Source organism: Malikia spinosa (assembly GCF_002980625.1).
GTDB lineage: Bacteria > Pseudomonadota > Gammaproteobacteria > Burkholderiales > Burkholderiaceae_C > Malikia > Malikia spinosa.
The window spans coordinates 52,599-75,266 of sequence record NZ_PVLR01000030.1; the positions used below are offsets into that span (position 1 = coordinate 52,599).

Annotated in this window: 23 protein-coding genes; 11 read left to right on the forward strand and 12 right to left on the reverse strand. The window is 65.2% G+C overall.

Going from position 1 to position 22,668, the window contains the following annotated elements; genetic code table 11:
* Positions 1 to 6 precede the first annotated feature (6 nt).
* The 4 genes from fliI to fliF are packed head-to-tail and all read right to left on the reverse strand — an operon-like array spanning position 7 to position 4,822.
* A complete protein-coding gene (gene fliI / locus C6P61_RS11230; RefSeq protein ID WP_371416984.1) occupies positions 7 to 1,416 on the reverse strand; it encodes a flagellar protein export ATPase FliI in 1,410 nt (469 codons plus the stop codon).
* Complete coding sequence (locus C6P61_RS11235; RefSeq protein ID WP_105730021.1) at positions 1,395 to 2,099, reverse strand: flagellar assembly protein FliH; 705 nt, start codon at positions 2,097 to 2,099, stop codon at positions 1,395 to 1,397. Before C6P61_RS11235 ends, fliI begins: the two co-directional genes overlap by 22 nt.
* The gene (fliG, locus tag C6P61_RS11240; RefSeq protein ID WP_105730022.1) at positions 2,092 to 3,084 is read right to left on the reverse strand and encodes a flagellar motor switch protein FliG; all 993 of its coding nucleotides are present in this window, start codon (positions 3,082 to 3,084) and stop codon (positions 2,092 to 2,094) included. Before fliG ends, C6P61_RS11235 begins: the two co-directional genes overlap by 8 nt.
* A complete protein-coding gene (gene fliF, locus C6P61_RS11245; RefSeq protein WP_105730048.1) occupies positions 3,077 to 4,822 on the reverse strand; it encodes a flagellar basal-body MS-ring/collar protein FliF in 1,746 nt (581 codons plus the stop codon). Before fliF ends, fliG begins: the two co-directional genes overlap by 8 nt.
* A gap of 248 nt (positions 4,823 to 5,070) precedes the next feature.
* On the opposite strand from fliF, the gene fliE reads away from it, so the two are divergent.
* The gene (fliE, locus tag C6P61_RS11250) at positions 5,071 to 5,430 is read left to right on the forward strand and encodes a flagellar hook-basal body complex protein FliE (RefSeq protein ID WP_105730023.1); all 360 of its coding nucleotides are present in this window, start codon (positions 5,071 to 5,073) and stop codon (positions 5,428 to 5,430) included.
* A 46-nt stretch (positions 5,431 to 5,476) separates the two neighbouring features.
* Here the strand turns inward: fliE and C6P61_RS11255 are convergent, their stop codons facing one another.
* The 7 genes from C6P61_RS11255 to C6P61_RS11285 all read right to left on the reverse strand — a co-directional run bounded on the left by C6P61_RS11255 (position 5,477) and on the right by C6P61_RS11285 (position 11,071).
* Complete coding sequence (locus tag C6P61_RS11255) at positions 5,477 to 5,788, reverse strand: EscU/YscU/HrcU family type III secretion system export apparatus switch protein (RefSeq protein WP_105730024.1); 312 nt, start codon at positions 5,786 to 5,788, stop codon at positions 5,477 to 5,479.
* Complete coding sequence (gene fliK, locus C6P61_RS11260) at positions 5,772 to 6,776, reverse strand: flagellar hook-length control protein FliK (RefSeq protein ID WP_105730025.1); 1,005 nt, start codon at positions 6,774 to 6,776, stop codon at positions 5,772 to 5,774. The genes C6P61_RS11255 and fliK overlap by 17 nt, the downstream gene beginning before the upstream one ends.
* A gap of 39 nt (positions 6,777 to 6,815) precedes the next feature.
* The gene (locus C6P61_RS11265; protein WP_105730026.1) at positions 6,816 to 7,151 is read right to left on the reverse strand and encodes a flagellar protein FliT; all 336 of its coding nucleotides are present in this window, start codon (positions 7,149 to 7,151) and stop codon (positions 6,816 to 6,818) included.
* Between the two features lie 2 nt (positions 7,152 to 7,153).
* Positions 7,154 to 7,615, reverse strand: coding sequence for a flagellar export chaperone FliS (gene fliS / locus C6P61_RS11270; RefSeq protein WP_105730027.1), 462 nt, complete (start codon positions 7,613 to 7,615; stop codon positions 7,154 to 7,156).
* A gap of 30 nt (positions 7,616 to 7,645) precedes the next feature.
* Entirely contained in the window at positions 7,646 to 9,646 is a 2,001-nt protein-coding gene (gene fliD, locus C6P61_RS11275) for a flagellar filament capping protein FliD (RefSeq protein ID WP_105730028.1), read from the reverse strand.
* A 31-nt stretch (positions 9,647 to 9,677) separates the two neighbouring features.
* Positions 9,678 to 10,088, reverse strand: a complete 411-nt coding sequence (locus C6P61_RS11280) for a flagellar protein FlaG (protein ID WP_105730029.1) — start codon at positions 10,086 to 10,088, stop codon at positions 9,678 to 9,680.
* A gap of 119 nt (positions 10,089 to 10,207) precedes the next feature.
* Positions 10,208 to 11,071, reverse strand: coding sequence for a flagellin N-terminal helical domain-containing protein (locus C6P61_RS11285; RefSeq protein ID WP_105730030.1), 864 nt, complete (start codon positions 11,069 to 11,071; stop codon positions 10,208 to 10,210).
* A gap of 213 nt (positions 11,072 to 11,284) precedes the next feature.
* Here C6P61_RS11285 and fliB point away from each other — a divergent pair, with 213 nt between their 5' ends.
* Entirely contained in the window at positions 11,285 to 12,523 is a 1,239-nt protein-coding gene (fliB, locus tag C6P61_RS11290; RefSeq protein WP_105730031.1) for a flagellin lysine-N-methylase, read from the forward strand.
* Positions 12,524 to 12,544: 21 nt separating this feature from the next.
* Here the strand turns inward: fliB and C6P61_RS11295 are convergent, their stop codons facing one another.
* Positions 12,545 to 13,984, reverse strand: coding sequence for a methyl-accepting chemotaxis protein (locus C6P61_RS11295; RefSeq protein ID WP_105730032.1), 1,440 nt, complete (start codon positions 13,982 to 13,984; stop codon positions 12,545 to 12,547).
* A 239-nt stretch (positions 13,985 to 14,223) separates the two neighbouring features.
* Between C6P61_RS11295 and flhD the strand changes: the two genes are divergently transcribed.
* From flhD to C6P61_RS11340, 9 genes are all read left to right on the forward strand, one after another.
* Complete coding sequence (flhD, locus tag C6P61_RS11300) at positions 14,224 to 14,541, forward strand: flagellar transcriptional regulator FlhD (RefSeq protein ID WP_105730033.1); 318 nt, start codon at positions 14,224 to 14,226, stop codon at positions 14,539 to 14,541.
* Positions 14,538 to 15,140, forward strand: a complete 603-nt coding sequence (flhC, locus tag C6P61_RS11305; RefSeq protein ID WP_244908889.1) for a flagellar transcriptional regulator FlhC — start codon at positions 14,538 to 14,540, stop codon at positions 15,138 to 15,140. The genes flhD and flhC overlap by 4 nt, the downstream gene beginning before the upstream one ends.
* Entirely contained in the window at positions 15,109 to 15,972 is an 864-nt protein-coding gene (locus C6P61_RS11310; protein WP_146115041.1) for a class I SAM-dependent methyltransferase, read from the forward strand. Before flhC ends, C6P61_RS11310 begins: the two co-directional genes overlap by 32 nt.
* A complete protein-coding gene (motA, locus tag C6P61_RS11315) occupies positions 15,963 to 16,823 on the forward strand; it encodes a flagellar motor stator protein MotA (protein WP_105730035.1) in 861 nt (286 codons plus the stop codon). The genes C6P61_RS11310 and motA overlap by 10 nt, the downstream gene beginning before the upstream one ends.
* A gap of 4 nt (positions 16,824 to 16,827) precedes the next feature.
* Positions 16,828 to 17,718 (forward strand): flagellar motor protein MotB, encoded by an 891-nt coding sequence (gene motB / locus C6P61_RS11320; RefSeq protein ID WP_105730036.1) that lies wholly within the window; start codon positions 16,828 to 16,830, stop codon positions 17,716 to 17,718.
* A gap of 102 nt (positions 17,719 to 17,820) precedes the next feature.
* Complete coding sequence (locus C6P61_RS11325; RefSeq protein ID WP_105730037.1) at positions 17,821 to 19,395, forward strand: methyl-accepting chemotaxis protein; 1,575 nt, start codon at positions 17,821 to 17,823, stop codon at positions 19,393 to 19,395.
* 22 nt (positions 19,396 to 19,417) lie between these two features.
* A complete protein-coding gene (locus C6P61_RS11330; RefSeq protein WP_105730038.1) occupies positions 19,418 to 20,203 on the forward strand; it encodes a protein phosphatase CheZ in 786 nt (261 codons plus the stop codon).
* The gene (locus tag C6P61_RS11335) at positions 20,203 to 22,077 is read left to right on the forward strand and encodes a chemotaxis protein CheA (protein ID WP_105730039.1); all 1,875 of its coding nucleotides are present in this window, start codon (positions 20,203 to 20,205) and stop codon (positions 22,075 to 22,077) included. The genes C6P61_RS11330 and C6P61_RS11335 overlap by 1 nt, the downstream gene beginning before the upstream one ends.
* Positions 22,078 to 22,129: 52 nt before the next feature.
* Positions 22,130 to 22,648 carry a chemotaxis protein CheW gene (locus C6P61_RS11340; RefSeq protein WP_105730040.1) on the forward strand — a complete coding sequence of 173 codons (519 nt, stop codon included), beginning with the start codon at positions 22,130 to 22,132 and terminating at the stop codon, positions 22,646 to 22,648.
* The last annotated feature ends 20 nt before the right edge of the window (positions 22,649 to 22,668 follow it).

Genomic DNA, 22,668 nt, shown 5'->3' on the forward strand with positions numbered 1-22,668 from the left:
GCCCGATCAGGCAAACAGAGCGGAAAGTTCGCGCCAGCTCTGCTCCATCCCGGCGCGCTCGTGGATGCTCTGCTGCAGGAAATGCTCGATGCGCTCGTGCATGCGGATCGCCTCGTCGATCAGCGGGTCGCTGCCCGGGCTGTAGGCGCCGACGTTGATCAGGTCGCGGTTGCGCTGATAACCCGACATCAGCTGCTTGAGCCGGCGCGTGCGCTTCTGGTGCGTCTCGTCGGTGATGTTGTGCATGGCGCGGCTGATCGACTGCTCAATGTCGATCGCTGGATAGTGACCGGCTTCGGCCAGCACCCGGTTCAGCACGATATGGCCGTCCAGGATCGCGCGCGCCGAGTCGGCGATCGGGTCCTGCTGGTCGTCGCCCTCGGTCAGCACGGTATAGAAGGCCGTGATCGAGCCGCCGCCGGCGCGACCATTGCCGGCGCGCTCGACCAGCGCCGGCAGCTTGGCGAACACCGAGGGCGGATAGCCCTTGGTCGCGGGCGGCTCGCCGATCGCCAGCGCGATCTCGCGCTGCGCCATCGCGTAGCGCGTCAGCGAATCCATGATCAGCAGCACGTTCTTGCCCTGGTCGCGGAAATGCTCGGCGATCAGCGTCGTGTAGGCCGCGCCCTGCAGTCGCAGCAGCGGCGGGTTGTCGGCCGGTGCCGCCACCACCACCGAACGCGCCAGGCCTTCCTCGCCCAGGATCTGCTCGATGAATTCCTTGACCTCGCGTCCGCGCTCGCCGATCAGCCCGACCACGATCACGTCGGCTGCGGTGTAGCGCGCCATCATGCCCAGCAGCACGCTCTTGCCCACGCCCGAACCCGCGAACAGGCCCATGCGCTGGCCCCGGCCCACGGTCAGCATGCTGTTGATCGCGCGCACGCCGACATCGAGCGTCTGCGAGATCGGTTCGCGCTGCAGCGGGTTCATGGCCCGCGCGTAGAGCGGCGCCATCACATGGCCCTGCAGCGGCCCGAGCTGGTCGAGCGGGCGGCCGGTGGCGTCGAGCACGCGACCGAGCAGGGCCGCGCCGACCGGCAGGGTGCGGCCGTCCGAGGTCGGCCGGGCCTGGGCGCGCCGATCATGCAGCCGGGGCTGGGACCTGGCCGCGACGGTGGGAATCACCGGTGCGCCCGGCTGCACGCCCTCGACATCGCCCAGCGGCATCAGGAACAGGCGCTCCTGCTCGAAGCCCACCACCTCGGCATCGAGCCGAAAGCCGCTCGGCAGCGGCACATGGCAGGGGCTGCCGACCGGCAGCCGCAGGCCCACGGCCTCCATCACCAGGCCGGCGACGCGTGTCACGCGGCCATAGGCCTGCAGCGGCGCGCAATGCTGCACGCGCTGGCGGCAAGCCAGCAAGTAGCTGTCCCAGCCGGTTGCACCGGCTGTCACGCTGCGGGCTCCAGCCAGGCAGTGTCGCGCCCGAGCGAATGCTGCAGCCGCCGCCAGCGCGCCGGCAGGCTGGCGTCGATCTGCTGGTCACAGGTCTCGATCAGGCAGCCGCCACGCGCGAGCTGGACATCGGCCTGCAGCCGCCAGCCGGCAGCCTGCAGCTCGCTGCCGCGCACCGCCTTGACCAGCTCAAGGTCCTGCGGATGCAGGCGCAGCACCGCTGGTGGGCGCACCAGCGGCAGCTCCTGCAGCGCCTGGTCGATCACGCCCAGCAGCCGCTCGGGCTGCAGCTCCAGCGTCTGGCACAGCATGGCTTGCGCCATGTCCAGCGCCAGATCGAGCAGCTGCCTGGCCAGCGCTTCGCGCGCCTGGGTCAGTTCCTGGCCGAACTGCTGCCCGAGCTGGGTCAGCGTCTGCGTCAGCTCCTGCTGCAGCGCCAGATTGTCGGCCTGCACCTGGGCCAGCCCTTCGGCATGACCTTCGTCGTAGCCGCGCAGCCGACCCTCGCGCAGGCCGGTCTGGTAGCCCTGCTGCTGGCCTTGCTGCAGGCCGGTCTCGCGCGCGCTGCGCAACTCGCGCGCGAGCTGCTCGGCGGCGGCCGCCGCCGCAGCGGCCTCGTCGACCACCTTGTGCCCGGGCTCCTGCGCCAGCGAGGCCAGCTCCCAGCGCTGGTAGGCCGTCTGCGGCCTGGGATCAGACATAGGCGTCGTCCGAGCTGGCCAGCGAGATCTGTCCCTCGTCCGCCAGGCGGCGCACGATCTGCAGGATCTCCTTTTGCTGCTTTTCCACTTCCGACAGCCGCACCGGGCCCTTGGCCTCCAGATCCTCGCGCATCATGTCGGCGGCGCGCTGCGACATGTTGCGGAAGAACTTCTCCTTCATCTCGTCCTTGGCGCCCTTGAGCGCGATGATCAGCGCCTCCGATGGCACCTCGCGCAGGATCAACTGGATGTCGCGGTCGCCCACATCCATGATGTTGTCGAACACGAACATCTGGTCCATCACCTGTTGCGCGATCGAGGGGTCGAACTCGCGCAGGTTGGCCATGATCTTGCTCTCGTTCTCGCCGTTCATGAAGTTCATGATCTCGGCCGTGGTCCGGATGCCGCCCATCGCCTTCTTGCGCAGGTTGTCGTTGCCGGTCAGCAGCTTGGTCAGCACATCGTTGAGTTCGGTCAAGGCCGCCGGCTGCACGCCCTCGAGCGTCGCAATCCGCAGCACCACGTCGTTGCGCAGCCGCGGTGTCAGCTCGGACAATACCTCGCTGGCGTGGTAGCGCTCCAGGTGGACCAGGATGGTGGCGATGATCTGCGGATGCTCCTGCCGGATCAGGTCGGCCACCGACTTGCCGTCCATCCACTTGAGGCTCTCGATGCCGCTGGCGTCGCGCGTGACCAGGATCCGGTTGATCGGCGAAGCGGCCTTGTCGTCGCCCAGCGCCTTGGTCAGCACGCTGCGGATGTACTCGTCCGAGTCGATGCCGAATTCGGTGTTGTGCTGGGTCTTCTGCATGAACTCGTGCAGCACCGCTTCCAGCGTCTGGCCCGACACCGCCTTCATGGTCGACATCGCCGTGCCGAGCTTCTGCACCTCGCGCGGCTCGAGGTATTTCATGACTTCGGCCGCCTCGTCCTGGCCCAGGGCCAGCATCAGCACCGCTGCCTTGTGTACGCCGTCTTCACTCATTGCCGTTCACCCAGTTCTTGACCACGTTGGCGACCACCTTGGGCTCCTGCAGCGCCATCTGCTTGGCCACCTGCAGGTTGTCCTGGTAGCTGCTGATCCTCAGACCGTTTGGCGGGGCTGCTGCTGCCGTACCGGGCGCCGCCGCCGTGGCTGTTGCCGGCGTCTCGCCCGGCTTGTCCTCTGCCTTGGTTTCCTGCGCCTCCTGGGCCTCTTGCTTGAGCTTTTGCTGCGCTTCCTGTTCAGCCTTGAGCTCGGCTTTGAGTTCGGCCAGGCGCTTGGCTTCCTCTTCCTTGGCCTTGTTGCCCGGCAGCATCCTGATCATCGGTCGCAGCACCGAGAAATACAAGTACAGCAGCACCGCAGCCGTCAACAGATATTGCGCCGCTGTCTTGGCGTTGTCCAGCGTGGCATAGGGTTGCCAGAACGGCTGCTCGGGAATCACTTCGCGCGGAGGCTCGGCAAACGGGCTGTTGACCACGTTGAGCGAGTCGCCGCGCTCGGCATTGAAGCCCATCGCCTCCTTGACCAGGTCGGTGATCTGCTGCTGTTCCTGCTCGGTCAGCGCGCGCAGGCTGACCTTGCCCTCGGCATCGACGACCCGCTTGTGGTTGACCACCACCGCCACCGTCAGGCGCTTGATGCCGCCCATCGGTTGCTGCACATAGCGCACGGTCTTGTCGACCTCGTAGTTGGTCGTGCTGCCTTTTTGCGTGTTGCCTGTTGCGGCGGCCTGACCCGGTGCGGGCTCGGTCGGGGCGCCGGACGCTTCGGCGCCCGGCTGGTTCGACGCGGCGCCGACCAGACCCGCTGCCGGTTTGACCTCGCTGTTGCTCTCGTTCGTGCTCTGGCTGCGGATCGCCGCCGCCTCGGGCGGGCTGTTGGGGCGGAAGGTCTCGGCCGCCTGTTCGCTGCGCGAGAAATCCACCTCGGCGGTGGCCTCGGCGCGCACATTGCCGCCACCCACCATCGGGGTCAGGATCGACTCGATGCGCTTGACGATGCCGTCCTGCAGGTCCATCACATACTTGACCTGGGCCGGGTCGAGCCGATTCGCGTCGGCCTGGCGCTCGGGGTCGGACAGCAGGCTGCCGTTCTGGTCCACCACCGTCACGTTCTTGGCGGTCAGCTCGGGCACGCTGCTCGAGATCAGGTGCACGATCGCCGACACCTGTTGCGCGTCGAGCGTACGGCCCGGATGCAGGTTGACCAGCACCGAGGCGGTCGGCTGCTGGCGCTCGCGCACGAACACCGACGGCTTGGGGATCGCCAGGTGCACGCGCGCGGCCTGCACCACGCCGATCGAGTTGATCGAGCGTGCCAGCTCGCCCTCGAGCGCGCGCTGGAAGTTGACCTGTTCGAGGAATTGCGACGAGCCCAGCTTCTGGTTCTCCATCAGCTCGAAGCCGACGTTGCCGCCCTTGGGCAGACCTTGCGCCGCCAGCTTGAGCCGCGCGTCATGCACCTGTTCGGCCGGCACCAGGATCGCGCCGCCGCCCTCAGCGAAGCGGTAGGGCACGTTGAGCGTCTGCAAGGCGGCAATCATCGCGCCGCCGTCGCGGTCCGAGAAATTGCTGACCAGCACCCGGTACTCGGGTTTCTGGTTCCACATCCAGATCGAGGCCATGATGCTGATCACCAGCGCCATGCCGGCTCCGAGCGCCAGGTAGCGGCCCTGCGGGCTCTGGAAGAAGGCCGTCAGCGCGTTGGGCTTGGGCGCGGTTTCAACTGCAGTGGCCATGGCGATCTGCCGCAACGGGGCGGCCAGGAGGAGTCAGGGGGGAGTAACGCACGTGCAGTCAGGGCATTCAGGGTCGAGGCAAGGTCGGAGCAAGGCTAAGCTGGCGATATTGTCGTGGTTTTTCAAGCGCTTATTTGCGCGAACAGATCGGTAAAACAACCCTTGCTTGATCTGGGCTTCTGTGCCGGCCTGTGTTACCTTTGCGGCATGGACGCCAAATTCACGGCGCTTGCCGCCCACCGAACACCATGATCGCCATCGACAGCGGCCAGATCGCCGCCATGACCGCGCAGCTGCGCGCCGCCGTTGCGCGCGTGCAGGGGCCACAGGAAGCCGCCGGCGCAACCGCTGCCACGGCCGCTGCGGGCGCGGCCCAGACCGAGAAGCCCGATTTCGCCAAGGCGTTCAAGGCCCAGCTCGACCAGGTCAATGCGCTGCAGCAGACCTCAGACCAGCTCGGCAAGCGCTTTGCGCTTGGCGATGACAGCGTGCATTTGTCCGATCTGATGGTCGCGAGCCAGAAGGCCGGCATCGCGGTCCAGGCCACGGTGCAGGTGCGCAACAAGCTGGTGTCGGCCTACCAGGACATCATGAACATGCAGGTCTGAGCGCGGCACTGGTCGGCCTCGGTCGGGCCGGTCCAGCCAGACAAGTTCAGTGACCTTTTTGCGGCAGTTTGGCCGCCGGTTTTTTCGAGGGTGGCAGCGCCGCCTCGATCCGGTACAGCCAGGCCAGCAGTTCCGCCACCACCCGGTACAGTTGGGGCGGCACCTCGCGGTCGAGTTCGACCTCACTCAGCAGCGCGACCAGTTCGCGCGACTCGTGCACATAGACACCATGCTCGCGCGCCAGTGCAACGATGTTGTCGGCCACGGCGCCCTTGCCCGTGGCCACTACCTTGGGCGCCTTGCCGCCCTGGTAGGCCAGGGCGACCGCCTGGCGCATGGCCTCAGGCTTGCGGCTCATTGGGGATTGCACCGGATTCCACCGCGTCAGGCGGTAGCGCATCGCGCTGGACCAGGAAGCCGCCCAGCACCGTGCCGGCGGCTGCCAGCGCATCGTCGAGCCGGCCCTGGTCGGCCTGCAGTGCAGCGGCGGCGGCCTCATCCAGCACGCGCAGCCGTACCTGGGCCTGCTCGCCCTGCAGGCGGATGGTGGCATTGACCTGGCCGAGCTGCGGCAGCTCCAGCTTCAACACCGTCTCCCAGGCCGCCGGCTGGCCTGGCTCGCGTGGCTGCTGTTGCTGGTCCTTTTCCTGTACCAGCTCCCACTCCATCGGCTGGCCGGGCCAGAGCTCGCCTTGCCAGACTAGGCGGCGCTGCTCCAGCGTGTCGAGTTGCTGCGGCAGCAATTGCGCCGCCAGTGCATCGCCACCGGGGCGGTTCTGCGGCTCCTGCCTGATCTGGTCCAGCGTGCGTTCGCCGCGGCTCCATTGCTCGAGATGGGACTCGTAGAACAGCCCACTGCCTTCCAGCGACTGTTGCAGGTTCTGTGTCAGCTGAGCCACCTCGGCGCCAGGCGTGGCCTGCAGCGGTGCGCTGCCTTGCAGCGGGCGTGCCGGTTGTCCGGCTTCTGACTGCAGCAGTCGGCCGATCAGCTCGCCGGCTGCGCTGAAATGGGTCTGCACCGAGCCGTTCTGACCCTGCAGGCCGAAGGTCAGCCTGGGCTCGCGTGCCAGCAACGTCAGCGCCAGCGTGTCGCCGACGGCAAAACCCGCTGGCAGTTGCAGGCGCAACTCGAGCGGGCGAGCTGGCGGCGCTTCGCTGCCGAACCGTACCAGCGCGCTGCCGTCGCTGAGCGCAGCCTGCACCTTGCCCTGCAGCGTGCGTCCGATCTCGACCTGCTCCAGCCGCGCGGCACCGTCCTGGCGCGGATCGGCCACCACCGTGGTCGCGCGCAGGGTGCTGACCGCAGTGACCTGGGCCGCAGCAGCCGAATCTAGCCGGGGCAGCATGCCAAGCCGGGCTTCAGTGGCTCAACCGGCCGAATCGACTCAGAAGCCACCGTAGGCTTGCTCGAGCTTGCGCTGCTGGCCGGTGTTCTGGATCAGGCCCTGCAGCCGCTGCAGCCAGGGCTGGGTGATGTCGCGGATGGCGCGGTCATCGTCGAGGATCTGGCGCAGCATCTGCACCTTGCGCTCGCGCAATTCGGCACTCAGCGAAGCCACTGGTGGCTGGCCGCCACTGCGCAGCAGGCCGACCTCGTGCGCGCAGCGCGATTCCAGCTCGGACAACTGGTCCCAGTCCGAAGCCTGGGCCGCCAGCAGCATCTGGCGCGTCAGGCTCGATACGTTTTCGTAGATGCCCAGCACCTGTTCGGCATTCAGCATGGTCAGGCCTTCACGCTGGCAAAGACCTGGCCGCTGGCAGCCTGGCCGGCACTGACTTCGGCGCGTGCCGCCGCCTGCGGGTCGATCGCGTCCCAGGCCGACTTCAGCTGGCTCAGCAGACCGTGGACTTCTTGCAGGATGGCCGGGTCGTTCTTCAGGTGCGCCTGCGCCAGCTGCTGCGTCATGTAGCCGTAGAGCGCGTCGAGGTTCTCTGCCACCTCGCCACCCGCCTTGAGGTTCAGGCTGGCGTGCAGCCCGCTGTCGATGATGCTGATGGCCTTGGAAATGGCCTGGCCCTTTTCCGCGATCTGCCCGGCCTGCATGTGGTTTTGTGCCCGCAGGATCGCGATCATCGCGCCCTCGAACAGCATGGCAATCAGCTTGTGCGGGCTGGCCGCCGTCACGCCGGTTTCCAGTCCCACCCGGGCATAGGCCTTGGCGGCCGATCGGTTCGATCCAAACATGGTGTCCTTGCCTAGCTTTGAAGTTCAGTTCTAGTTGCTGTTGTTGGCCAGAGCCGTCAGCTGGGTGGTCAGGTAGGCCGTAGTCGAGTTCATGCTGCTCATCGTCGTGTCCAGCTTGGTGAACTGGTCCTGGTACTGCTTCTGGATTCGGCCCAGCTTGGCTTCGAGGTTGAGCTTGTCGCTGTCGAGCTTCTTGAGTGAACTGTTGATGCCGTCGGTGCGCATCGAGATCATGCCATTTTCACCCAGGAAACTGCTGGCCAATTGATCGAGTTGGTAGGCAAATCCCTGGCTGTATTGCACATTGCCACGCGCGCCCGTGCTGCCGTTGCTGACCGAGACCTTCAGCCCCTCGGCCGCATTGCCGCTGGCGCCGGTCAGGGTCTGGCCCAGGCTGGTCGCGGCAGCGCCGTTGATCTGGCCCGTCAGCGCCAGACCCGTTGTTGCGCTGCCTGTGCCGCCCAGCAGCAGGCTGGCCGCCGTACCGCCCAGGCTGATGCTGGAGCTGGAGCCAAAACGGTTGGACAGCATGCTCAGCACCCCACTGGCGTCGGCGCTGATGGTCACAGCCGAGCCGGCCTGGGTGAAGGTCGAATTGCCGTTGATGCGGGTCTGCAGGTCACTGACCAGTTCGCTGGTCGAGGCATAGCTGCCATCGCGCAGATTGATGTTGGCACTCAGGCCGTCGAGCGACACCTGCAGCGCGTTGTTGCCACCGCTGTAGTCCAGGCTGGCCGCGCCCGAGCCGGTCTGGCTGCCCTGGGTCGCCAGTTGACTGACTTCCAGCGCATAGCTGCCGGACTGGGTCTTGGCAGTAGAGCCGACATAGCTGACCTGGCTGTCAGTGCTGGCGCCACTGGCCGCGAACAGCCCCGGCAGCTGGTCGAACTGGGTGTCGATGACCTTTTGCAGCTTAGTGGCGTCGAGCTTGAGCGTGCCGTCGGCCTGGTAGGACACACCGACATCGCTGAGCCGGGTCAGGCTGCTGGCGCCGCCCGTGACGGTGCCGGTGACCACGCCGCGCAGCTGGGTCAGCATGTTGCGCACCGACGAGTCGCCGTACAGTGCTGCCCCCTTCTTGCTTTCCATGTTGTAGCTGGTCAGGCTTTTCAGCGAGCCCGTCAGCTTGTTGTAGCCGTCAACGAATTCCTGCACATTGGCCTTGACCGCATCGGTGTCGCGCGTCACCGACAGGTTGGTCGGGCTGCCGGCGTTGGTTTTCTTCAACGTCAGCGTCACGCCAGGCACTACGTCGCTGAAGCTGTTGCTGGGCTTGCTGATGTCGAGGCCGTCGACCTTGAGCGCAGCGTTCTGCGCCGCCACCGTCTGCGTCAGCGCCTGGCTGCCAGATGGATCGTGGTTCAGCAGGTTGCCGAGTGCCGCGTCGCCGCTGACCGAGATCTTCATGCTGCTGGCTTCGCCGGTCTGGCTGTTGCTTAAAGCGAGCCGGTAGGGCGTGTTGCTGCCGTCGTTGATGATGCTGGCCGTCACGCCGATGCTGGCGGAATTGATCGCGTCGCGGATGCCGTTGAGCGTGTTGTTGCTGCTGTCGATCGTGACTTGCTTGCTGCCCGCGCCGTTGCTGCTAAAAGCCGAACCGCTGTACTTGCCATCGGTGCCCAGGGTGCCGCCGCTGATGGTGCCGAAGTCGAAGGTCAGCGTGCCGGTGCCGACCACCGCCTGGGCATTGAGCTGACCGGCGCTGGCGAGCTTTTGCGACTGTGCCAGCTTGGTGACCTCGATCGAATAGTCGCCCGGCACCGCACCGGCGCCGCCGCTGGTGCCCAGCACGGCGGTATCGGCCACCGTGGCCTTGATAGTCTGCAGGTTCTTCGGGTCGCTGAGCTTCTTGAGCGTGCTCTGGAAGCTGGAGATTCCGCTCTGGATGCTGCCGAAGGCGCTCAACTTGGCCCTGTAGTCGCTCTGCTTGGTGGTCAGCGCAGTCAGCGGCCTTTGCTCGATCGACATCAACTGTGACACGATGTTGGTCACGTCCAGGCCCGAGCCTATGCCGGCGGAAGAAAGTCCCATGATGTTGGCCTCGCTTGTAGGAGTAGGGCGCTCAGGCCTTGGTGTCGACCAGCAGACCGCTGCGCTTGAGTTCCGGCTCGCGGCTCAGCTTGAGCGCTTCCTCGCTCGGAATCTGCCGGATCACGGTGTCGTTGGCAATGTCCATCAACTGGATCACGAGCCTGCCACTCTCGTCATCGACATTGAATCGTACTCCTGCACTGACCGGCTTGAGCTGTTCGTTGAGTTTTTCCACCGCCTCCCGGATTTCCTGTGCCGATTCCGGCTTGTCTGGCGCTGGCGGGTCGGTTTTGGCCGTGGCGCCGTTGCGAGCCAGCGGATCGGATTCTGTGCTGGTCTGGGTGGGCTGGACCGGCCGCTCGATGACGGGCTGCCAGGTGGGAGCCATGCGAACCGTGGCGGGCAGGCTGCCTGGGTTGGTAGTGATGGGGGATATGGACATGGCGTGACCCTATGCTTACCCGTGATTGAACACCAAAACCCGCGCCTGGGGCCAGACCCAGGGCGCGGGTTGAAGGAGCGCCGTGCCGGCCGCTCCCCTGGCTTGGCCCGCTGTCGGGATTAGCCCAGCAGTCGCATCACGCCGTTGGGCAGCTGATTGGCCTGACCCAGCATCGCCGTGCTGGCCTGCTGCAGGATCTGGTTGCGCGCCAGGTTGGCGGTTTCCGACGCGAAGTCGGTGTCCATGATCCGGCTGCGGGCGGCAGACTGGTTCTCGTTCGAAACCTGCAGCGTCGAGATCACCGAGCTCATGCGGTTCTGTGCTGCACCGTGGATGGTCTGCTGACCAGAAACTTCCTTCAGCGCCAGGTCGATCTGGTCGATCGCTGCGCTAGCCTTGGCGACGTCCGTGATGTCAAAGGTCGAAGTGGTCTGGTCCGCGTCGATGGCGAGCTTCGAGGTTTCGCTCTTGGTCGCAGCGGTCGTGCTCAGGTCGGTGCCCTTGATTTCAATCTGGTTGTCAGCAGTGGTGTTCGAGCCGATCTGGAACTTCTGCGAGGCACCGTCACCCAGCACCTTCAGACCGTTGAACTCGGTGTTCTTGGTGACACGGCCGATTTCTGCCTGCAGTTCCTTGAACTCGGTGTCCATCGCGGTACGCTGATCGCTGCTGTTGGTGCCGTTGGCCGACTGCACGGCCAGTTCACGCATGCGCTGCATGGTGTCGCTGACCTTGCCGAGCGCGCCTTCAGTGGTCTGGCTGAACGAGATCGCGTCGTTGGCGTTACGCATGGCAACCGACTGGCCGCGCACGGTCTTGTCCATGCCGGTGGCGATGGCCAGACCGGCGGCGTCGTCCTTGGCGCCGTTGACGCGCAGGCCCGAAGACAGGCGCTGGACCGAGGTGTTCAGTGCAGTTTGTGCGGTGCCCAGGCTGCGCTGAGCCTGCATCGACGACAGGTTGGTGTTGATGTAAGAAGCCATGGTGGTTCTCCGGTCTGGGTTGTTACGCTGTTCCTGCAAGCACCGCCCTGTGGGCCTGCTTGCTTGCGGTAGCAGGGTTTCTGCCGCCGTTGATTTGGGTTACGGCGGCCCGGGGCTGGACTTGAGGGTGATCGGCGTTTTTTTTGCAAAAATTTTCAGCCCCTGCCTGTGTCAAACTCGGCAGCATTCCAGACCCTGTCCAAGATTCCTGCCATGAGCCTTCTGCACCCCAAGCGCGCCTTGACGGCGCTCGTTCCCCTGTATGTCAGCCGCTTTGGCTGCATCGGCCCGGACTGCGAGGACAACTGCTGCACCGGTTGGCGCGTGAATTTGGACAAGAAGACCTTCAACGCCTATCGCCAGGCCAAGCTGCCGGCGTTGGCCGATCGCTTGGAGCATCAGGTCAAGCGCCAGCGCAGCCAGGCCAGCGACGCCAACTACGCGCGCATCGAACTCAACGCCGTCAGCCGTGAATGCCCGTTCCTGGAGCAGCGCCTGTGCGCGGTCCAGCGCGACTTGGGCGAGGACTATCTGTCGAATACCTGTGCCACTTACCCGCGCGCCTCGCGCGACTTCAATGGCCAGTTCGAGCAGTCGCTGACCCTGTCCTGTCCCGAAGCCGCGCGCCAGGCGCTGCTGCAGCCCGATGCCTTCGACTTCGTCGAGGCGCCGCTGCAGGTCCGCGTCGGGACGTTCGATGTCATCAAGCCCAAGTTGGGCCTGTCGCTGTCAGCCATGAACGAGATCCGTGTCTTCTGTCTTCAGCTGTTGCGCACCGACGGGCTGGAGCTGTGGCAGAAGCTGGCCGTGCTGGGCGTGTTCTGCGAACGGTTGACCGCCACCCTGCAGCAGGGTGGCCATGCGGGTATACCGGCCCTGCTGCAGGATTTCGTGGTCATGGTCGAAGAGGGTCTGGTGCTCGACGCGCTGCGCGAACTCCAGCCCAATCATGAGATCCAGGCCCGTGTCTTTGCGCTGTTCTGGCAGGGCAAGGTGGGCGGCAGGCTGTCGTCCGGGCAGCAAGCGGTACAGCATGCCGTCGCGCGTGGCCTGGGAGCAGACCCCGAGACCGGGCAGGTGACAGAGCAGGAACTGGTCGCGCGTTACCACAGCGGCCTGGGCCGGCTGGCTGAGGCACTGCAGGCGGCGCCCCAACTGCTCGAGCATTACCTGCTCAATGAGATCTTCCGCGACCTGTTTCCGTTCCAGGGCATCACGCCTTACGATGATTACTTGAAACTCATCTCGCGTTTCGGGCTGCTGCGGCTGATGCTGGCGGCGCGCTGCAACGCCGATTCCGAGCTGCCCAGCCCGCTGGAGCTGAGCCAGACGGTGCAAGTCTTCTGTCGCCGTTTTCAGCATGACCCCAACTGGGCCGCCCAGGTCAATTCCGCGCTCAGGAACAGCGGCTGGGACGGCTTGGAGAAGGTCTATGGCTTTTTGCGGACCTGATCAAGCTGGGGACTGTTGATTTCAACCACGGGTCCGCAGCAGACGCCCGGTTTGCAGCACGGTCGCGCTGGGCTTGGCCTTGGCGGTCTGCGGCTCCTGGGGGGGGACTTCGTCCTGGCGCGCCGTCAGATGCGGCTCCAGTGCCACTACCTTGTCCTTGCGCTTGAGCGCGATGGCGGGGGCTGGCGCCGCAATCGGTGCCGGAGTCGGTGCGGGGGCTTCGACCGCCTGTCGGATCTGCACCACCACGCCGCCTGCATCATCGTCATCGTCCGGCTCGACCACTGGCTTGACGGCTTCGATCACGGGTTCTGTGACCGGCTGGGGCTGGATGCGGCTCTTGAAGGCCTTGGCGGTCTGGGCCGAGCGGCTGGCCAGCAGGCGCACCTCGTTAAGCAGCTGGGCGTAGCCCTGACCGGGTTCGCTGCTGCCTGCTGTCTCGGCGTTCATGACCAGCATGCTGCTCTGGAAGGCGATGTCGTCAATCGCGCCCGCGAGGTCCGCCATCGGGTGCGGCACTGGGGCGCCGCGTGTCGTCGGCTTGTCGGCGCTTGGCGGGCGCGCGATCTGGGGGGGGGCCGGCTGAGCCGGGGCTGCTGGAGCGCTGGCGGCTGGGTTCGGTGTCTTGATCTGGCTGACCAGTCGGGTCAGCTGGTCGGTGCTCTGGCTCAGCTGGCGCAGCATGGTCAGGGTTTCGTGCTGCTGCGGGTCGTCGGCCCGTTCGGGGGTGGCCGGGCGTGGCTTTTCGGCCGCCGATGAGGGCGCTTGTGCCTGTGTCTGCCGCGGCGCGGCGTCCTCGCGGGTCAACTCCCGCTCCAGCCCCTGCAGCTGGCGGCGCTGCCACTGGCCCAGTGCCAGCAGCAGCAGCGCGCCCAAGGCCATCAGAGCCGCCAGCGCGACCTGGCCCTGCTGCCGCGCGCTGGCTGCCGCCTGTTGCCCGGCTTGCAGTTCGGCCAGCAACAGGGCCTGGAACTGGTCGAGCTCATGCGTCAGCCGGTCGAGCGCGCGCCGGATGGCGGGCAGGTAATTGGTGCTGCCGGTTTTCAGGCCGATCAGGGCCACGCCCTGAATATCGACCAGCCGGCCCTTGAGGGTCGGCTTCATGGCTTGCAGCGCGCTGCGGCTGCGTTCGTTCAGTGGCAGGGCTTCGAGCGCGGTCAGCGCGGCGCCGAGCTCCGTCGCATGCGCGTCGAGAAACAGGCTGGCCTCGTCCTGCGTCAGCGCTTCCTGCTCGACGTTGGCTTGTGGTAGCAGCGCCTGTTCGATGCCGGTGCGCAGTCCGTCCAGCGCCTGGCGCGCCTGTTGCTGGTGTTGCAGCGCCTGCCGGAGTGCTTGCCCGTTGGTGTCGAACGCCTCCATCCAGTACAAGGCCCCTTGGCCGCTGGCGCCTACGATGAGCAGCAGCAGCAAGCCGAACAGGTTGACGCCCAGCAGCTGGCGTCTTGGGGGGGCTTGTGACATGGTTGGAAAGTAGTCTATACAGGACAAGTTAAGACTCTAGCGCTGCGGGTGAGTTCCCCCCAAGCGCAGAAATCATGGCAATTTGTGCTTATGTTGTTTCGTTGCCGAAAATGACCTTGATTTTTGTATTTTATGATATATTTGATCAAAAGACGGATAAGAAAAGTTAGCTTATCATTCTATTTGAACATTGTTGCGCTTGCATGGCGGTTGCAACAAACGCTTGGAGTGGGGGAGAGATGGATCATTGCAACTTGATGGATGAAGTGAGGGACATCAACCTGAGCTATCTGATGCTGGCTCAGCGCATGGTCCGTGAGGACCAGGCCATGGCCGTGTATCGCCTCGGCATCAGCCAGGAGATTGCGCAGTTGATCGACCGTCTGAGCACGGCTCAGCTTCTCAAGCTGGCCAGCAGCCCGATGATGTTGACGCGTTTTCGTTTCGACGATGGCGCGATCCTTGGCATGCTCACGCACGACAGCAAGGAGCGCCAGCTCGCGCATGCGCATTCCGCCATCCTGCTGGCAGGCCAGCCGGTCGAGGAGATTCTTTGACCCGCGATGCCGGCCCGCCCGTTGCGGCGGCTGGTTCGCGTCCGGGCAAGAAAGCCAAGACCGTGCTGGGCGAGTCGCGCGAGATCCAGCTCGCGATCGACCTGATCCGCCTGGGCGCGCGGCTGCAGCTGCTCGAGACCGAGACCTCGCTGTCGCGCGACCGCCTGCTCAAGCTCTACAAGGAATTGCTCGGTGTCTCGCCGCCCAAGGGCATGCTGCCGTTTTCGACCGACTGGTTCCTGACCTGGCAACCCAATATCCACGCCTCGCTCTTCGTTGGCATTCATCGCCAGCTGATGCAGCATGCCGGACTCGAATCGATCGATGCCCTGGTCAAGGGCTATCGCCTTTATCTCGAGCAACTGCCGCCCGAGCCGGGCACCGAGCCGGTGCTGTCGCTGACCCGGGCCTGGACCTTGCTGCGTTTCCTGAACAGTTCGATGCTCGAGATCGCGCGCTGCCGCCAGTGCGGTGGCGACTTCATCGTGCAGCCGCAGCGCCGCCAGCGCTTCGTCTGCGGGCTCTGCCGCGTGCCTTCGCGCGCGGGCAAGACACGCAAGGTGCTCGATGCCCGCGCCGGATCGACCCAGCCTGACTGAGCCTGGGCCGGCACGGGCCGTCTGGTCCCGCGCTTATCCGCAATGGGCTTCGGCCGGCGTGTTGCTGGCCGGCTGGTTGCTGGTGACCTGGGGCTTGCAGCCGCAGTCCGCTGCGGTGGGGCTGGCTTGCCAGGCCTTGTCCGGTGTCTTGCTGAGTGCCTGGCTGCGCCTGCCGATCTGGTGGTGGGCGATCAACGCGGTGTTTCCGGTCGCCCTGCATGGCGCCGTTGCGCTGCACTGGTCGCCGCTGGTGTTCCTGGGCGCCTTTTTGGTGCTGACGCTGATTTACTGGACGACTTTTTCGACCCGGGTGCCGTTGTATGCTTCGGGGCCCGCGGTCTGGCGCCTGATGGCGCGCTGTCTGCCGCCGCAGTCTGGCGCACGCGTGGTGGATCTCGGCAGTGGCTTGGGCGGCTTGGCGCTGCATCTGGCGCACCAGCCCGGCGCGCCGGCGGTGCTGGGGCTTGAACTGGCGCCGCTGCCCTGGCTGTTGAGCTGCTGGCGGGCGCGTTGGCGCCGCAGCGCCTGCCGGTTTCGGCGCCAGGATTACCGGTGTCATGATCTGTCGTCTTACGATCTGGTGCTGGCCTACCTGTCGCCGGCAGCGATGCCGACGCTGTGGCAGCAGCTTGTGTCGCAACTCAAGCCGGGCGCCTGCTTCATCAGCTGCGAGTTCGCCGTTCCCGACCAGGCCGCCGTCGCGCTGCCGGGTTCGGGTCAGGACGGTGTGCCACCGCTCTATGTCTGGCGCATGGGGACTGATGGCGTGCTGGCGGCTGGTCTGGGTCCTGATCTGACTGCTGTATTTTTGGAGACATTGCCGTGTTCGTGATTATTGGCTATATCGTGGTGATCGCTTCGGTCCTGGGCGGCTTTGCCTTGGCAGGTGGCAACATCGCCGTGCTGATGCAGCCGCTTGAGGTGCTGATGATCGGCGGCGCGGCCTTGGGCGCCTTTCTGGTCGGCAACAACAGCAAGTCGATCAAGGCGACGCTGCAGGCGCTGCCGACGCTGTTCAAGGGCTCGCGTTACAACCGCGCGCTCTACCTCGACCTGATGCTGCTGATGTTTGCGCTGCTCAACAAGATCCGTACCGACGGCATGATGGCGATCGAGGGCGATGTCGAGCAGCCCGAGCAAAGCGAGCTGTTCTCCAAGTACCCGCTGGTGCTGGCTGACCACCATCTGCTGGAGTTCATCACCGACTACCTGCGCCTGATGATGTCGGGCAATATGGACCCGTTCCAGCTCGAGAACCTGATGGACAACGAGATCGATACCCACCACGCCGAAGGCGAGGTGCCGGTGCACTGCATCGCCAAGCTCGGCGATGGCTTGCCGGCTTTCGGCATCGTGGCGGCGGTGATGGGCGTGGTCCACACCATGGAGTCGGTCGGCTTGCCGCCGGCCGAGCTCGGCATCCTGATCGCCCATGCCCTGGTCGGAACCTTCCTCGGCATCTTGCTGGCCTATGGCTTCATCGGGCCTTTGGCGGGCCTGCTCGAGCAAAAGCTGCACGAATCGTCCAAGACCTTTCAGTGCGTCAAGGTGACCTTGCTCGCCAGCCTCAACGGTTATCCGCCGACGATCGCGGTCGAGTTCGGTCGCAAGGTGCTGTTCTCGACCGAGCGCCCCTCCTTCGCTGAGCTCGAAGAGCAGATCAAGCAGGCCAAGTCCAAGTAAGCCGATGGCCGACAAGAAAACCCCCACTATCGTCGTCAAGCGCATCAAGAAGGTGTCGGGCGGCGCCCACGGCGGCGCCTGGAAGATCGCCTATGCCGACTTCGTGACCGCCATGATGGCCTTCTTCCTGCTGATGTGGCTGCTGGGGTCGGTCGATGGCGACAAGCTCAAGGGCATTTCCGAGTATTTCCAGACCCCGCTCAAGACCTCGCTGCTCGGCGGGCCGTCCAGCGGCGCGAGCAACATCATGATCGCGGGCGGCGGGCGCGACCTGATGCAGCAGGGCATGCGTGCGGGCGACGGGCCCAGTCCGGTGCGCAAGCCAGGCGCGTCCGACCAGACAGAGGCCCAGGAGCAGGCCGAAAAAAGCAAGATGCAGGAAATGAAGCAGAAGCTCGAGGCCCTGATCGAGGACAGCCCCAAGCTCAAGCCGTTCAAGAAGCAGTTGCTGCTCGATGTCAGTTCCGAGGGCTTGCGCGTGCAGATCGTCGACGAGCAGAATCGTCCCATGTTCGCGCTCGCGAGTCCCACGCTGCAGCCCTATGCGCAAGACATCCTGCGTGAGATCGCCCCGGTGCTCAACGGCATGCCGAACCGCATCAGCCTGGCAGGCCACACCGACGCCACGCCCTATGCAGGCGGTGGCAAGAGCTACAGCAACTGGGAGTTGTCGGCCGATCGGGCCAATACGGCGCGCCGCGTGCTGGTCGGCGGAGGCCTCGATGAGAGCCGGCTGATCCGCGTCATCGGCCTGGCCTCGGCGGTGCTGCTCGAGCCCGACGAACCGCATAACCCGACCAACCGCCGCATCAGCATCATCTTGCTCAACAAGCGGGCTGAGGATGCCGCCATCAACGAAGGGCGCTTGAAAACTATCACATTGGGTAATTCCTGATGCAGCGATAATTTTGGGGTTTTGAGTATTTAGTATAAATTTCGGCAAATTTTTGCCGTTACTATCAGTCAGTCTGCTCCGTTTTCAAAGAACAAAAAGAACATGCGCGTCAACCAGCCCGTCACCCAGCGCGAATACCTGATCAGCGACACCAAGTCCATCGTGTCGATGACCGACACTCAGAGCCGGATCACCTATGTAAACCCCTACTTTGTCGAAGTCAGCGGTTTCTCCGAGGAGGAGCTGGTGGGTCAGCCGCACAACATCGTGCGTCACCCCGACATGCCGCCCGAGGCCTTCGAGGACATGTGGTCCACCCTCAAGCAGGGCGTGCCGTGGACCGGTCTGGTCAAGAATCGCTGCAAGAACGGCGACTTCTACTGGGTCAACGCCAACGTGACCCCGGTCTACGAGAATGGCCAGATCACGGGCTATGTGTCGGTGCGCGTCAAGCCCACGCGCGAAGCGATCCAGGCCGTCGAGCCCGTCTATGCCCAGTTCCGCGAGGGCCGGGCCCAGGGTCTGCTCATCAAGCAGGGCCAGGTGGTGCGCAGCGGCCTGCGCGGTGCCTGGGCCCGCCTTGGTCAGCTCGGTCTGGCTGCAAGACTGGCACTGGGGCTCGGTCTGCCGAGCGCCGGTCTGGCCGCCCTGGGGCTGTCGGCCCTGTTGGGCTTTGCGCCCGGGCCGGGCCTGCTGGCCTTGCTGTCGTTCGGCGGGCTGCTGCCAGTACTGTGGCTCTGGATCACCTTGGGCAAACGGGTCGTTGGACCGCTGGCGCTGGCGACCCGGGTCGCGCGCACGATTGCCGGTGGCGACATGAATGTCAAGCTCGAGGTGCCGGGCACCGACGAGTTCAGCCAGCTGCTGCGTGCCCTCCGGCAGGTGGCGCTCAACCTCAACACCATCGTCGGGGACGTGCGCGACAACGTCGATACCATGCAAGTCGGCATGACCGAGATCGCCGCCGGCAACCTCAGCCTGTCCCAGCGCACCGAAGCGCAGGCCGCCAGCCTTGAGGAAACAGCAGCCAGCCTGGAGCAGTTTGTCGCCAACATGCACCAGAGCGTCGACAGCGCCCAGCAGGCCAATCAGCTCGCGGCCAAGGCGTCGGGCGTCGCTTCGCAGGGCGGCCAGGTGATCTCGAACTTTGGCGGCACGATGAACGAGATCAGCGCTTCGGCGTCAAAGATCGTTGACATCATCGGCCTGATCGACGGCATTGCGTTCCAGACCAATATCCTCGCGCTCAACGCCTCGGTCGAGGCCGCGCGTGCCGGCGAGCAAGGCCGCGGTTTTGCCGTGGTCGCCGGCGAGGTGCGCAGTCTGGCCGGACGTTCGGCGGCAGCGGCCAAGGACATCAAGCAGCTGATCGGGGACTCGATTGCCAAGGTGCAGGCGGGTACCCGCCAGGTCGGCGAGGCCACTGCCACCATGGACGAGATCGTCAAGTCGGTCAAGGATGTCTCGCAGATCATGGGCGAGTTGGCCGTCCTGACACGGGAGCAGAATCAGGGTATCAACCAGATCAACACCGCCGTGGTGCACCTCGATTCGGTGACCCAGAAAAACGCGGCACTGGTTGAGGAAAACGCTACGGCGTCGGAAAGTCTGGTGCAGCAGGCCCATCAGCTGCGCCAGGCAATGAATGTGTTCAAGCTCGCTCGCGCCGTCGCGTGAGCAGCTAATCAGGAGTGAATGGATGAGCGACGATTTGGACGATCTTGACGCCTTGTTCGAAGCGGCAGCCGCCCAGCATCAGGCTGAAATGAGCGCCAAGCCCCCGGCGGCAGCGGTCAGCGAAGCAGCAAGCCCGGTGCCTGCGCAACCGGAGGCAGACTCCACGCCTGCGGCGCTGGAGCCACAGGCCGTGGGCAATCCGCCTGAGTCGACCGATCAGCTGCAGCTGCCGATGTATACCCGCCTGGGCCTGATCGTGCGCGAACTGCACGATGCGCTGCGCCATCTCGGGCAGGACCGACCGCTGTTCGAGGCCGTGCATGAGATGTTCGACTCGCAGGAGCGCTTGAAATACATCGCTTCGCTGACCGAACAGGCTGCCAACAAGGTGCTCAATGCGGTCGACGAGAGCCTGCCGGCCCAGGACGCGCTGGCGCGCCAGGCACAGGAGATGTCGCAGCGCTGGCAGGCCATGTTCGAGGGCCAGCTCAGCATTGACGAGTTCAAGCAGCTGGCGGCCGACTCGCGCGACTTCTCTGCCCTGGTGGCCACCAATGCCGAGGCCGAGAAGGCGCGTCTGATGGACATCATGATGGCGCAGGACTTCCAGGACATCACGGGTCAGATCATCAAGAAGGTGGTGACCCTGACCGGCAACCTGGAGACGCAATTGACGCAGTTGTTGCGCGACTACGCGCCGATGATTACGCGCAATGCCGAAGTCGATCTGCTGTCGGGCCCCAATGTGCCGACGGCCTCGATGATGCAGACCGATGTGGACAGCTTGCTTGGCGAATTGGGGTTCTGATGGACGACGACATGCTGCAAGAGTTCGTCGTCGAGGCTTTGGACCTGGCGGCGCAAGTTGAAGACAATCTGCTGGCACTCGAGCTGCAGCCGGACAGTCACGACATCCTGAACGCGGTGTTTCGTGCCTTCCACACCATCAAGGGCAGCGCTGGCTTCATGAACCTGAGCTCGGTCGTGGCTGCCTGCCATCTGACCGAGAACCTGTTCGATGCCTTGCGCACCGATACCGCGGCCGTGACCCAGCAGGCGATCGACGTGGCACTCGAAGCCAGCGGATTTGTCGCCGATCAGCTCGCCGCGCTGGCCGAGGGCGTCAGCCCCGACCAGCTGCCGGCCATGCCGGCGGTACTCGAGGATCGGCTGACCGAGGTGATGGCCAGTATCGGCCAAGGCGCGACCGCGGCCCTTGCTGCTGCCGCGTCCTTGCCGCCGCTATCTGACCCGGCACCCGAGCCCTTGGCTGCCGCCGTCCCGCGCCTGCACAACCTGCCCGGTCAGATCGACTGGCAGGCTTATTACGAGGCCTTGCTGCCGCCGTCGGTTCTCGCGGCGATGCTGGACGATTTCGGTACAGCTCCGAGCGTCGAGCCGGTCCAGCCGGCGAGCGAGCCCGAGCGCCGCACCGCCCAGTCCGATCGGCGCGAGCAGCCTGATCGGCGTGAAACTGCCGATGTCTTGCCGGTCCCCGATGGCCAGCCGCATATTGTCGCCAAGGAAGACAGTCTGCGCGTGCGCGCCGACAAGCTCGATGCCTTGCTCGAAGTCGCTGGTGAGTCGGTGCAGGCCGCCAACCAGGCCGGTGCGCTGTTCGAGAAGCTGATGCTGTTCAAGCAGGAAGACGAGGCGATGCTGCTGATGTCGGCCCTGGCCGAGACGCTGCAGCGCGCGGCGCGCTACACCTCGGAGCTGCAGCGCGCCACGCTGGCGACTCGCATGCAGCCGGTCGGTCGCCTGTTCCAGCGCTTTCCGCGCCTGGTGCGCGAGCTCGCCCGTGATCTGGGCAAGCAGGTCGAACTGGTGATCGAGGGTGCCGAGACCGAGGTCGACCGGATCGTGGTCGACAGCCTCTACGACCCGCTGGTGCACATGCTGCGCAACTCGCTCGACCATGGCGTCGAGCCGGTCGAACGGCGGCTGGCCGCCGGCAAGCCGGAAAAGGCCCGGATTTCGCTGCGCGCCTGGCAGGAAGCCGGCAATGTCGTGATCGAGGTCGCCGACGATGGCGCCGGCATGGACCCCGAGCGCCTGCGCCACAAGGCCAAGACCCTGGGGCTGATCGGCGAGCATCTGGTCATCAGCGACGAGGATGCGCTGCAACTGGCCTTCCTGCCCGGACTCTCGACCAAGGCCCAGGCCTCCAGCGTGTCGGGACGCGGCGTCGGCATGGACGTGGTCAAGACCACGGTCGAGAAGCATCGCGGCACGATCCACATCGAGTCGACCCTGGGGCAGGGCACCTGCTTCTCGATCCGGCTGCCGATCGAGCTGTCGATCGTCCCGACCATGCTGGTCAGCGCCGGCGAGGTGCTGGTCGGCATGCCGATGTCGGCGGTCGAGCGCGTGATCGAGTTGCCCGAAGAGCTCATGAGCGTGAGTGGTCAGCCGGTGTTCCGCGACCAGGGCCGGACCCTGCCGGTGCGTTCGCTGGCCACGGTGCTGGGCTATCCGGCACGCGAGGAGCGGCTCGGCATCGTGGTCGCGAGTCCCAAGCCTTATATCCTTGGGGTCTGTCTGGTCGAGGGCACGGCCGATCTGGTGATCAAGCCGCTGACGGCCATGCCCGCGCGCGGCATCGCCGGCACGGCGCGCTCGGCCGAGGGCAGTCTGGTGCTGATCCTGGATGTGGCTTTCCTGCTCGCAGGCGGACGTTGAACCGGCGCGTCAATGCGGGTCTGACAATTTTTGAATAAATGGAGAAGCAGTGATGATTCAAAGTGAAAAGAATGACGCAGCGATCAGCAACTGGGGCCGCGGCAACACCACCGATGGACCGAGGCAGGAGTTCCTGGCCTTCACCCTGGGCAAGGAAGAGTACGGCATCGACATCCTGAAGGTGCAGGAAATCCGTGGCTACGAGGCGGTGACCCGGATTGCCAACGTCCCTGAATTCATCAAGGGCGTGGTGAACCTGCGCGGAATCATCGTGCCGATCATCGACATGCGCATCAAGTTCAATCTGGGTACGCCGACCTACGACCCGCTGACCGTGGTCATCATCCTCAACATCAGCGGCCGCATCGTCGGCATGGTGGTCGATACGGTCTCGGACGTGATCACGCTCAAGTCCGAGGAGATCAAGCCGCCGCCGGAGATGGGTGCAGCCTTCGGCACCGATTATCTGGTCGGCATCGGCACCCAGGACGAGCGCATGCTGATCCTGATCGACATCGACAAGCTGATGTCGAGCGCCGAGATGGGCCTGATCGACGCGGTCGCAGCCTGAGAACGTGTTCAAAGTCTCCG

Coding starts and splice junctions, on each gene's coding strand:
- C6P61_RS11235 (WP_105730021.1), bottom strand. CDS start 2,099: ATGTCTGATCCCAGGCCGCAGACGGCCTACCAGCGCTGGGAGCTGGCC.
- fliG (WP_105730022.1), bottom strand. CDS start 3,084: ATGAGTGAAGACGGCGTACACAAGGCAGCGGTGCTGATGCTGGCCCTG.
- fliF (WP_105730048.1), bottom strand. CDS start 4,822: ATGGCCACTGCAGTTGAAACCGCGCCCAAGCCCAACGCGCTGACGGCC.
- fliE (WP_105730023.1), top strand. CDS start 5,071: ATGATCGCCATCGACAGCGGCCAGATCGCCGCCATGACCGCGCAGCTG.
- C6P61_RS11255 (WP_105730024.1), bottom strand. CDS start 5,788: ATGAGCCGCAAGCCTGAGGCCATGCGCCAGGCGGTCGCCCTGGCCTAC.
- fliK (WP_105730025.1), bottom strand. CDS start 6,776: ATGCTGCCCCGGCTAGATTCGGCTGCTGCGGCCCAGGTCACTGCGGTC.
- C6P61_RS11265 (WP_105730026.1), bottom strand. CDS start 7,151: ATGCTGAATGCCGAACAGGTGCTGGGCATCTACGAAAACGTATCGAGC.
- fliS (WP_105730027.1), bottom strand. CDS start 7,615: ATGTTTGGATCGAACCGATCGGCCGCCAAGGCCTATGCCCGGGTGGGA.
- fliD (WP_105730028.1), bottom strand. CDS start 9,646: ATGGGACTTTCTTCCGCCGGCATAGGCTCGGGCCTGGACGTGACCAAC.
- C6P61_RS11280 (WP_105730029.1), bottom strand. CDS start 10,088: ATGTCCATATCCCCCATCACTACCAACCCAGGCAGCCTGCCCGCCACG.
- C6P61_RS11285 (WP_105730030.1), bottom strand. CDS start 11,071: ATGGCTTCTTACATCAACACCAACCTGTCGTCGATGCAGGCTCAGCGC.
- fliB (WP_105730031.1), top strand. CDS start 11,285: ATGAGCCTTCTGCACCCCAAGCGCGCCTTGACGGCGCTCGTTCCCCTG.
- C6P61_RS11295 (WP_105730032.1), bottom strand. CDS start 13,984: ATGTCACAAGCCCCCCCAAGACGCCAGCTGCTGGGCGTCAACCTGTTC.
- flhD (WP_105730033.1), top strand. CDS start 14,224: ATGGATCATTGCAACTTGATGGATGAAGTGAGGGACATCAACCTGAGC.
- C6P61_RS11310 (WP_146115041.1), top strand. CDS start 15,109: ATGCCCGCGCCGGATCGACCCAGCCTGACTGAGCCTGGGCCGGCACGG.
- motB (WP_105730036.1), top strand. CDS start 16,828: ATGGCCGACAAGAAAACCCCCACTATCGTCGTCAAGCGCATCAAGAAG.
- C6P61_RS11325 (WP_105730037.1), top strand. CDS start 17,821: ATGCGCGTCAACCAGCCCGTCACCCAGCGCGAATACCTGATCAGCGAC.
- C6P61_RS11330 (WP_105730038.1), top strand. CDS start 19,418: ATGAGCGACGATTTGGACGATCTTGACGCCTTGTTCGAAGCGGCAGCC.
- C6P61_RS11335 (WP_105730039.1), top strand. CDS start 20,203: ATGGACGACGACATGCTGCAAGAGTTCGTCGTCGAGGCTTTGGACCTG.
- C6P61_RS11340 (WP_105730040.1), top strand. CDS start 22,130: ATGATTCAAAGTGAAAAGAATGACGCAGCGATCAGCAACTGGGGCCGC.